At 68.0% G+C, this 9,170-nt stretch carries 11 protein-coding genes; 2 read left to right on the forward strand and 9 right to left on the reverse strand.

Annotated elements, in window-relative coordinates:
• Positions 1 to 134: 134 nt before the first annotated feature.
• Both QWJ90_RS08420 and QWJ90_RS08425 read left to right on the forward strand, forming a co-directional pair.
• Entirely contained in the window at positions 135 to 833 is a 699-nt protein-coding gene (locus QWJ90_RS08420; RefSeq protein ID WP_290107263.1) for a fasciclin domain-containing protein, read from the forward strand.
• Between the two features lie 90 nt (positions 834 to 923).
• Positions 924 to 1,448, forward strand: coding sequence for a hypothetical protein (locus QWJ90_RS08425; RefSeq protein ID WP_290107264.1), 525 nt, complete (start codon positions 924 to 926; stop codon positions 1,446 to 1,448).
• A gap of 21 nt (positions 1,449 to 1,469) precedes the next feature.
• On the opposite strand, the gene QWJ90_RS08430 is transcribed toward QWJ90_RS08425, so the two are convergent.
• The 9 genes from QWJ90_RS08430 to QWJ90_RS08470 all read right to left on the reverse strand — a co-directional run bounded on the left by QWJ90_RS08430 (position 1,470) and on the right by QWJ90_RS08470 (position 9,138).
• Positions 1,470 to 1,892: a hypothetical protein gene (locus QWJ90_RS08430; RefSeq protein ID WP_290107265.1), complete on the reverse strand. Its 423-nt coding sequence runs from the start codon at positions 1,890 to 1,892 to the stop codon at positions 1,470 to 1,472.
• Between the two features lie 25 nt (positions 1,893 to 1,917).
• Complete coding sequence (locus QWJ90_RS08435) at positions 1,918 to 3,213, reverse strand: hemolysin family protein (RefSeq protein ID WP_290107266.1); 1,296 nt, start codon at positions 3,211 to 3,213, stop codon at positions 1,918 to 1,920.
• Positions 3,214 to 3,310: 97 nt separating this feature from the next.
• The gene (locus QWJ90_RS08440; protein ID WP_290107267.1) at positions 3,311 to 4,327 is read right to left on the reverse strand and encodes a TerC family protein; all 1,017 of its coding nucleotides are present in this window, start codon (positions 4,325 to 4,327) and stop codon (positions 3,311 to 3,313) included.
• 238 nt (positions 4,328 to 4,565) lie between these two features.
• Positions 4,566 to 5,948, reverse strand: coding sequence for a replicative DNA helicase (dnaB, locus tag QWJ90_RS08445; protein WP_156242749.1), 1,383 nt, complete (start codon positions 5,946 to 5,948; stop codon positions 4,566 to 4,568).
• A 418-nt stretch (positions 5,949 to 6,366) separates the two neighbouring features.
• Positions 6,367 to 6,822, reverse strand: coding sequence for a 50S ribosomal protein L9 (gene rplI / locus QWJ90_RS08450; protein ID WP_290107269.1), 456 nt, complete (start codon positions 6,820 to 6,822; stop codon positions 6,367 to 6,369).
• A gap of 9 nt (positions 6,823 to 6,831) precedes the next feature.
• Positions 6,832 to 7,086 carry a 30S ribosomal protein S18 gene (gene rpsR, locus QWJ90_RS08455; RefSeq protein ID WP_029146075.1) on the reverse strand — a complete coding sequence of 85 codons (255 nt, stop codon included), beginning with the start codon at positions 7,084 to 7,086 and terminating at the stop codon, positions 6,832 to 6,834.
• A gap of 31 nt (positions 7,087 to 7,117) precedes the next feature.
• Positions 7,118 to 7,687, reverse strand: coding sequence for a single-stranded DNA-binding protein (locus QWJ90_RS08460; protein ID WP_290107270.1), 570 nt, complete (start codon positions 7,685 to 7,687; stop codon positions 7,118 to 7,120).
• A gap of 6 nt (positions 7,688 to 7,693) precedes the next feature.
• Complete coding sequence (gene rpsF / locus QWJ90_RS08465; protein WP_156242746.1) at positions 7,694 to 8,056, reverse strand: 30S ribosomal protein S6; 363 nt, start codon at positions 8,054 to 8,056, stop codon at positions 7,694 to 7,696.
• 173 nt (positions 8,057 to 8,229) lie between these two features.
• Entirely contained in the window at positions 8,230 to 9,138 is a 909-nt protein-coding gene (locus tag QWJ90_RS08470; RefSeq protein WP_290107271.1) for a cation diffusion facilitator family transporter, read from the reverse strand.
• Positions 9,139 to 9,170: the final 32 nt, after the last annotated feature.

Raw genomic sequence — 9,170 nt, forward strand, 5'->3', positions numbered from 1 at the left:
GCCTCGACACGCGGCGGCATTCAGACCGATTTCGAGGATCTTCCAATCCGGTTCGCGGACGAGCCCGAATACGTCGTGAAAGCCGAGAGGCAACGTCCCGCACCGGGGCGATCACCGTTCCAGAGGAGAAGGCAATGTCCACGAAGAAGTCCACGTTCACCGGCGCCGCTGTCCTGTCGCTCGTCGCCGTCTTCGGCCTCACCGCCTGCAGCGGCGGCTCGACCATGTCGGAGGAGGAGTCGTCGAGCTCGTCCAGCGACTCCAGCACCATGACCGAGGAGTCGACCGCTCCCGAGGAGACGCCCGCGGAGGCCGAGGAGGGCATGATGGCCGACCCCGCCGCGAACCTCGTCGGCCCCGGCTGCGCGGACTACGCCGAGATGGTCCCGGATGGCCCTGGCTCGGTCGAGGGGATGTCGGCCGATCCCGTCGCGGTCGCCGCCTCGAACAACCCGCTGCTCACCACGCTCGTCTCGGCCGTCTCGGGTGAGCTGAACCCCGACGTCAACCTCGTCGACACGCTCAACGGCGACGAGTTCACGGTCTTCGCGCCCGTCGACGATGCGTTCGCGAAGATCGACCAGGCCACGATCGACACGCTCAGCACCGACGCCGACATGCTGACGTCGATCCTCACCTACCACGTCGTCCCCGGCCAGATCGCGCCGGACGACATCGATGGCATGCACACCACCGTGCAGGGCACCGACCTCGAGGTGACCGGCTCCGGCGACGAGCTCATGGTCAACGGCGCCAACGTCATCTGCGGCGGCGTGCAGACCGCCAACGCCACCGTGTACCTCGTCGACACGGTGCTCATGCCCGCGGAGTGACCCGCGCGGATGGATGAGGGGCGGTCGGGCGAGAGCCCGGCCGCCCCTCCCGCGTGTCCGGGTTCCCGCTTGCCGGGGCAGGATGGTGGGGTGAGCTACCAGGTGGAGGAGACGACGTCCGAACACACGGCGCGACGGGTGCGGCTCCACACGAACGCGCACTTCACGGCGCTCGTGTCGGCGTTCGAGGAAGCCGTCCCCGCCCTCTCCGACGCCGAGGCGCTCGCGCAGGTGTCGGGCGACTGGGCGGGCTTCATCCGCGGTCTGCAGTGGGAGTCGCCGAGCGGATTCGTCCGCGTCGCGACCGCTCGCCCGAGCGACCTCCTGCAGCACGCGGGAAGCACCGCACAGAGCGTCGTGTGGCTCATCGCCCACCACGCGATCGCCGCGCGCCTGTTCCGGCATGACGCCGGCACCATGCTCTACTCGCCGCTGCGCGTCGAAGCGCACACGTCTCGTGACCCCGGAACCACGCTGAGCTTCGAGGTGCCCAGCGCGCAGCTCGCGGGCTTCGGCATCAACAAGGTCACCCAGGCGGGTGCCGAGCTCGACCGCGCGCTTGGCGACCTCCTTGAGGACCTGGGCCTGCCCCGCCCGACTGCGCTGCGACGCTGACCCGGGCCCGACCGGTCGCGGTCAGACCTCGAGCAGCGCCCGCAGCTCGGCGATCGAGCGCCCGAAGACGAACCGGGCGACACGAGCTCCGGGTTCCGAGGCGACCTGCACGACGGTCGCTCCGCGCGACAGGCGATCGGAGAGCCAGGCGGGATCGAGCTGAAGGAAGTAGCGGAAGTGGATCTCGACCGGCCCGCGCCACAGGGCGCGATCGGCGACCAGCAGCCGGACACCCTCGTCGACCGACCAGACCGCCGTCACCGCGCCATCCACGACGATGACCCACGACCATCCGCGGGATCTGATCTCGGGCGAGTTCCGCTCGATCGCCGTGCTCAGCGGCGTGCCACGCGCGACGGTCGTCACCCGCGCGTGCGACGTCATGTCGTCGCCCATCGCCACGCTGTCGCGATCGAGGCGGAGTTCGATCGCTCGCCAGGGCACGGGTTCAGCCTAACCAGGGGGCGGTTCAGGCGGACATGATCGGCTCGCCCTCCTCGGCCATCCGCGGCACGACCCGGATGGCCGAGATGCGCCGTCGGTCGATCCCCGCGACCTGCAGGGTGGCGCCGGGCACCTCCACGGCGTCGCCGACCTCGGCGAGGCGACCGAGCTGCTCCATCACGAAGCCCGCGATCGTGTCGGACGAGCCACGCGGGAGCTCCAGCCCGGTGGCCTCCTCGAACTCCTGGAGGTTGAGCCGGCCGTCGAGCACGCCGCCCGTGGTCGTCGGGTCCGTCGCGGTGTCGTACTCGTCGAAGATCTCGCCGACGACCTCCTCCACCAGGTCCTCCAGGGTGACGATCCCGTCGGTGCCGCCGTACTCGTCCACCACGACCGCGATGTGGTGGCTCTCCGCGCGCAGGCGGGTGAGGGTCGGCAGCAGTCGAGCGGTCGACGGGATGTACGGGATCGGCCGCACGAGCAGGCGCAGCGGTCGGTCGGGGTCCTCGGCCCCCGCTTCGAACACGTCGCGGACGTGGACGAAGCCGGTGATGTCGTCGATCGACGTGTCGGCGACCGGATAGCGCGAGAACGGCAGCTCGCGCACCTGGGCGACGGCCGCGCCGATCGTCGCCGTGTCGTCCAGCGCCACCACCTCCGGGCGCGGCCGCATGACCTCGCTGATCTGGCGTCCGCGCAGGGAGAGCACGTCGTCGAGGATGCGGCGTTCGTCCTCGGGCAGTCCCTGATGGGTGGCGACGATGTCGCGGATCTCCTCGTCGCTGATCTCGTCGGCGGTCTTGTGCGGATCGCCGCCCAGCAGCCGGACCAGCGCATTCGTGGACACCGACAGCAGCCAGATCACCGGGCGCATGACCTTCGCGAAGCCGTCGAGCACCGGCGCCACCGCGTAGGCGAACTGCGCGTTGCGCTGGATGGCCAGTCGCTTGGGTGCGAGCTCTCCCAGCACGAGCGACAGGTACGCGATGACGAGGGTCAGCAGCACCGTGGCGATGGTGAGCGCCACCTGCTCGGAGACGCCGAGGAAGCCCAGCAGCGGCGCCACCGACGGGGCGATCGAGGTGGCGCCGTACGCGGCGGAGGCGAACCCGGCGACGGTCACCCCGATCTGCACCGCCGAGAGGAAGGTGTTGGGGTTGCGAGCGAGGGCGGCGACCTTGGCGCCGCGTCGTCCGCGCGCGGCGAGGCCGTTGAGCTGGCTCTCGCGCAGCGTGACGAGCGCCATCTCGGTGGCCGCGAAGACGCCGCCGATGAGGACGAAGGCGATGACGAGGCCGATGTTCACGAGGAGGTCGTTCATCGCGTCCGTCCCTCCCCTCGCGTGCGCGGTGCGCCCGGGGTCACCCGGGCGCCGGGACTGTCGGAGTCGGGGGACGATTCAGGACAGTGCGCGCTTGTCAAGAGAGTTCCTTCTCGGTGTCGTCGGCGAGGCGGTGGACGGCGGGCTTGCCGCGGTCGGCGCGGGTCTTGGCGAGGCTCGCGACGGTGGCCACCGCGATGGTCGCGCCGATGAAGAGCAGCGAGAACCAGATCGGGATCTCGGGCGCCCACTCGATGTGCTGGCCGCCGTTGATGAACGGCAGCTCGTTCACGTGCAGCGCGTGGAACACGAGCTTCACGCCGATGAAGGCGAGGATGACTGCCAGTCCCTGCGCGAGGTACACGAGGCGCTCGAGCAGTCCGCCGATGAGGAAGAACAGCTGACGCAGGCCCATGAGCGCGAACGCGTTCGCGGTGAAGACGATGTACGCCTCGTTCGTGAGGCCGTAGATCGCCGGAATCGAGTCCACCGCGAAGATCAGGTCGATGAAGCCGATCGCGACGATCGTCAGGAACATCGGGGTGAAGAAGCGCTTGCCGTCCTGCCTCACCGTGAGGCGGTCGCCATGGTACTCGTTCGCGACCGGCAGCACTCGGCGCACGAACCGCATGAAGCGCCCGTTCGCGGGGTCCGACTCGTGGTCGCCGAACGCCTGCTTCCAGGCGAGCACCAGCAGCAGGGCGCCGAAGAGGTAGAACACCCACGAGAAGTTCTCGATGAGCGCCGCGCCGACGGCGATGAAGGCGCCGCGCAGGATGAGGGCGATGACGATGCCGATCATCAGCACCTTCTGCTGGTACTTCTTCGGCACCGCGAAGCCGGTCATCACGATGAGGAAGACGAAGAGGTTGTCGATCGACAGCGCCTTCTCCGTGAGGTAGCCGGCGAAGTACTCGCCGCCGTACGTCCAGCCGGAGACGACGCCGATGCCGACGCCGAACAGCAGGGCCAGGCCGATGTAGAAGGCCGACCAGCGAGCGGACTCGCCGATCGACGGCTCGTGCGGCTTCCGCACGTGCGCGAAGAACTCGTAGACGAAGAACGCGATCGTGACCGCGATCGTGATGATCCAGACGAGGGGGGTGATGTTCAAGAAAGGCTCCAGACCTGGCGCGAACAGATTCGGCGTCAAGGTCTTCTCCATCCCGGAGGACCGGTGACCCGGGATGCGATGCATCCGTAATGACGAGCCGACCGTGTCGGAGTACTCCCCTTGGACTTGCGAGCCTAGCGCAGCAGGCTATGCAGGGGCTGTGAGCGGTGTTCCCGATGTCCATGCCGCGAGAACCGCACCACGGAATCGGATGGCCAGGACGACGGTGACGGAGATCTCAGTCGCCGCCGCCGAACTCGCTGACCGGCGCCATGTCGGCGAATCGCGAGTAGTGGCCCTGGAACGCGACCTCGAGGTTCGCCGTCGGGCCATTGCGGTGCTTGGCGACGATGATCTCGGCGCCGCCGGGGTTGTCGTTCTTGTCGTACACCGACGGACGGTGGAGCAGCATGACCATGTCGGCGTCCTGCTCGATCGATCCCGACTCTCGCAGGTCGCTGACCTGGGGGCGCTTGTCCTGACGCTGCTCGGGGCCACGGTTCAGCTGTGACAGCGCGATGACCGGCACCTGGATCTCCTTCGCGAGCAGCTTCAGCGCACGCGAGAACTCCGAGACCTCCTGCTGACGCGACTCGACCTTCTTGCCGCTCGTCATGAGCTGGAGGTAGTCGATGATGACCATCTTCAGGCCCACACGCTGCTTGAGGCGGCGGCACTTCGCCCGGATCTCCACGAGCGTCATGTTCGGGCTGTCGTCGATGTAGAGCGGCGCGTCGTTGATGCGGCCCCGGGTGGACGCGACCGTGGTCCAGTCGCGCGAGTCGAGCGTCCCCTTGCGCATCGACTGCAGCGGGATGGCGCCTTCCGCGCTGAGCAGGCGCATCGCGATCTCGCTGCGCCCCATCTCGAGCGAGAAGAAGATCGTGGGCATGTCGTTCTTGATCGCGGCGGCGCGGGCGAAGTCGAGCGCGAGCGTGGACTTTCCCATGGCGGGGCGGGCGGCGATGATGATCATCTGCCCGCCGTGCAGGCCGTTGGTGAGCTGATCGAGCTCGGTGAAGCCGGTGGGGATGCCCGTCATCTGGCCGTCGCGACCGCGTGCCGCCTCGATCTCGTCGACGGCGGCATCGACGGCCACGGTCAGCGGCACGTAGTCCTCGGTCTGCTCGGTGCCGGTGACGTTGTAGATCTCCGCCTGCGCGGCGTTGACGAGCTCCACGGCCTCGCCCTGGCCCTGGTAGCCCATCTGCGCGATCTTCGTGCCGGCGTCGACCAGGCGACGCAGCAGCGCACGCTCGGCGACGATGCTGGCGTAGTACCCGGCATTGGCGGCCGTCGGCACGATCGACGTCAGCGAGTGGAGGTAGTCCGCGCCACCCGCGCGCTGCAGGTCGCCGGTCTTGATGAGCTCGTCGGTGACGGCCACGACGTCGGTGGGCTCGCCGTGCGAGTACAGCGACAGGATGGCTTCGAAGATGACCTCGTGCTTGGGCACGTAGAAGTCGGGGCCGCGGAGGGTCTCGATGACATCGGCGACCGCATCCTTCGACAGGAGCATGCCGCCGAGCGTGCTCTGCTCGGCGATCACGTCGTGCGGCGGCGTTCTGTCCCGCTCGCGAGGCCCTGCGAGACGGTCTTCCCCGATTTCAGCGATCGACACGCGCGCTCCTTCTCTCGGCCCCTCGCGGGGGTGATCCACTCCATGACAGCAGCGACCACCGACACCCGCCTGGACGAGAGTAAGGGCCCGCTTCCCACCGACCAAAGCAACCTGTGGATAACTCTGTGGAGGAGCTCTGCAAAACGCCGTGATACGTGTGGAATCGGCCTGTGGACAGAAAAGACTCGCCGGGCGATCTCGGCCTGCGAAAGTTACCTGCACCTGGCCTTTTACTTTCACACAACCTGTGGAGAGATATGTGGTTAAACGTGTACTTGAAGGTTTGTGGTAGTTCACCGGGACTGTGTACAACAACCTCGCCAGCACGCTGATATCTCAGCGCTGGGAGCGCTCCTCATGACACGCAGAAGCGGCGCGGATCCGAGGATCCGCGCCGCTTCCGGGCGTTCGCGAGAACTTACTTCTTGAGCGCGATGACCTGCAGCGGGATGACCGCGGTCACCTCGTCGTGCAGACGCACGAGCGCCTCGTGGTCGCCGACGACCTTGATGGGGGACGGCAGCGTGATGGTGCGCTTGTCCAGCTGGCCGAGGCCGGCCTCCGCCACCGCGGCGGCGATGTCGGCCGGCTTGACCGAGCCGAACAGACGACCCTCGGCGCCGGCCTTGACGGCCAGACGCACGCGGGCGTTCTCGAGGGTGTTCTTCAGGGCGACCGCGTCGTCGTGCGACGCGATGGCGCGAGCTTCGCGGGATGCGCGGATGTCCGCGACCTGCTTCTCGCCACCGCGGCTCCACGCCACGGCGAAGCCCTGGGGGATGAGGTAGTTACGGGCGTAGCCGTCCTTGACCTCGATCACGTCTCCGGCGCTGCCCAGGCCGTCGACCTCGTTTGTGAGAATCAGCTTCGACATGGGTGCTCCTTAGCGGCCAGCGCCTGCGTAGGGCAGGAGCGCCATCTCGCGTGCGTTCTTGATCGCACGGGCGATCAGGCGCTGCTCCTGCACCGAGACACCGGTGATACGACGGGCGCGGATCTTCCCACGCTCCGAGATGAACTTGCGAAGGGTCGCGACGTCCTTGTAGTCAATGACGCCGACCCGGATCGACTTCGCGGGAGCGGCGTTCTTCGCGCCCTTCCGCGGCTTGCGGCGGTCGCCGCTCGACTTTCCAGCCATGTTGGGTCCTTTAGAGAGATTGAGTCCTGAATCAGAACGGGGTGTCGTCCGAGAACGACCCCGGGGTGCTCCATGCGTCGGCGCCGGACTGGCCGGGTGTCGCCCAGGGCTCCTCCGAGACCTGCTGCTGCGGACGCTGCTGCTGCTGCTGGCCGTAGCCACCACCACCCGCGTTGCCGCCGCCGTAGTTCCCGCCGCCGGCGTTGCCGCCGCCGTAGTTGTTCCCGCCGCCGCCACCGGCAGCGCGGGTCACCTGTGCCGTCGCGTACCGCAGCGAGGGGCCGATCTCGTCGATCTCGAGCTCGATGGAGGTGCGGCGTTCGCCCTCCTTCGTCTCGTAGGAGCGCTGACGCAGCCGGCCCTGCGCGATGACGCGCATGCCCTTCGTCAGCGATCCGGCGACGTGCTCGGCGAACTCGCGCCACACGCTGGCACGGAGGAACAGGGCTTCGCCGTCCTTCCACTCGCCGGACGCACGATCGAAGTTGCGCGGCGTCGAGGCGATCGTGAAGTTCGCCACCGGCAGGCCGTTCTGCGTGTAACGCAGCTCGGGGTCAGCCGTGAGGTTCCCCACGACGGTGATGACGGTTTCGCCTGCCATGGTGCGTTAGGCCTTCGCCGCCGTCTTGCGAGCTGCCTTGTCCTCGGCGCGCTTGGCCTCGGCAGCCACCAGAGCGATGGCCTCCTCGGCACGCAGCACCTTGGTGCGCATGATCAGCTCGTTGAGCTTGAGCTGGCGGTCGAGCTCGACCGTCGCCTCGCTCGTCGCGGTGAAGTTGACGACGGCGTAGATGCCCTCGTTCTTCTTCTGGATCTCGTATGCCAGACGGCGCTTGCCCCAGATGTCGACGTTCTCGATCGATCCACCGCTGGTGGTGATGACCGACAGGAACTTGTCGAGGTGTGCGGGAACCTGGCGCTCGTCGACCTCAGGCTGGATGATGACCATGAGTTCGTACTGGTGCGTCACTTACCCACCTCCTTCGGACTTGAACGGATGCCGGGCATTTCCCGGCATCAGGAGGGTGTGTGCATGTCGGCGGCTTGCTGCAGACAGGGCTGCTGCGGCCGCACAACCTTCATAGCGTACCCGATGAGGGGCGCTTGACCCAAGCCGAGAGGAAGACGGATGGCCGGGGCCGGTCAGAACGTGAGCGACGCCTCGTCGTCGACGGACAGCGAGAGCACCACGGTCTCCACGACGTCGTGCGCCTCGATCCGCCGCTCGACCTCGCGCAGGCGCCGCGCGGCGTCGTGCTCGCGGGCGTCGCCGGCGAGGTCCACCTCGGCCACGAGGAACAGCCGATTGGGCCCGACGTACTCGATGTGCAGGTAGGTGACGCGCTCGATGTCTGACGACTTCAGGAGCGCGCGTCCCACCCGCGCCCGCAGCTGCGAGGAGACGTTCGTCCCCACGAGGAACGCCATGTTCCGCCCGATGAGGATGACCGCGACGATGCCGAGCAGCACGCCGACGAGAATCGACCCGATCGCATCCCACGCGGCCACGCCGGTGATCTGGTGCAGGGCGATGGAGCCGCCGGCGATCACGAGGCCGACGAGCGCCGCGGCATCCTCGAAGAACACCGCGCGCAGCGTCGTGTCGCTCGTGTCGATCACGAAGTCCCACGTCGAGGAGCCGCGCTGCCGTGCCAGCCGACGCGAGCGCACGAGCGCCTGCACGAACGAGGCGCCCTCCAGCACGAAGGCGATCGCGAGCACGACGTAGGCGACGACGGGGCTCTCGACCGGTTCATCCGCCGCGAGCTCCTGGATGCCGTGCATGATCGACACGATCGACCCGGCGGTGAAGATGCCGAATGCCGCGATGAGCGACCAGACGAAGGCGCTTCGTCCGTACCCGAGCGGATGGCGGGCATCCTTCTTCCGGGCGCCGCGGCGGTCGGCGATCAGCAGGAACACCTCGTTGCCCGCGTCGGCCCAGGAGTGGGCGGCCTCGGCCACCATCGACGCCGATGAGGTCATGACGGCGGCGACGGTCTTCGCGATGGCGACGAGCACGTTGGCCAGGAAAGCGATGAGCACCGTCACCCGGTCAGGCTACTCCCGCCCCGATACCCGGT

The sequence above is a fragment of the Microbacterium oryzae genome (assembly GCF_030406385.1).
In the GTDB taxonomy this organism is placed as follows: Bacteria; Actinomycetota; Actinomycetes; order Actinomycetales; family Microbacteriaceae; genus Microbacterium; species Microbacterium oryzae_A.

What these genes read in the sequence shown, in the direction of transcription:
- QWJ90_RS08420 (WP_290107263.1), top strand. Translation starts at nt 135, where the DNA reads ATGTCCACGAAGAAGTCCACGTTCACCGGCGCCGCTGTCCTGTCGCTC.
- QWJ90_RS08435 (WP_290107266.1), bottom strand. Translation starts at nt 3,213, where the DNA reads ATGAACGACCTCCTCGTGAACATCGGCCTCGTCATCGCCTTCGTCCTC.
- rplI (WP_290107269.1), bottom strand. Translation starts at nt 6,822, where the DNA reads ATGTCGAAGCTGATTCTCACAAACGAGGTCGACGGCCTGGGCAGCGCC.
- rpsR (WP_029146075.1), bottom strand. Translation starts at nt 7,086, where the DNA reads ATGGCTGGAAAGTCGAGCGGCGACCGCCGCAAGCCGCGGAAGGGCGCG.
- QWJ90_RS08460 (WP_290107270.1), bottom strand. Translation starts at nt 7,687, where the DNA reads ATGGCAGGCGAAACCGTCATCACCGTCGTGGGGAACCTCACGGCTGAC.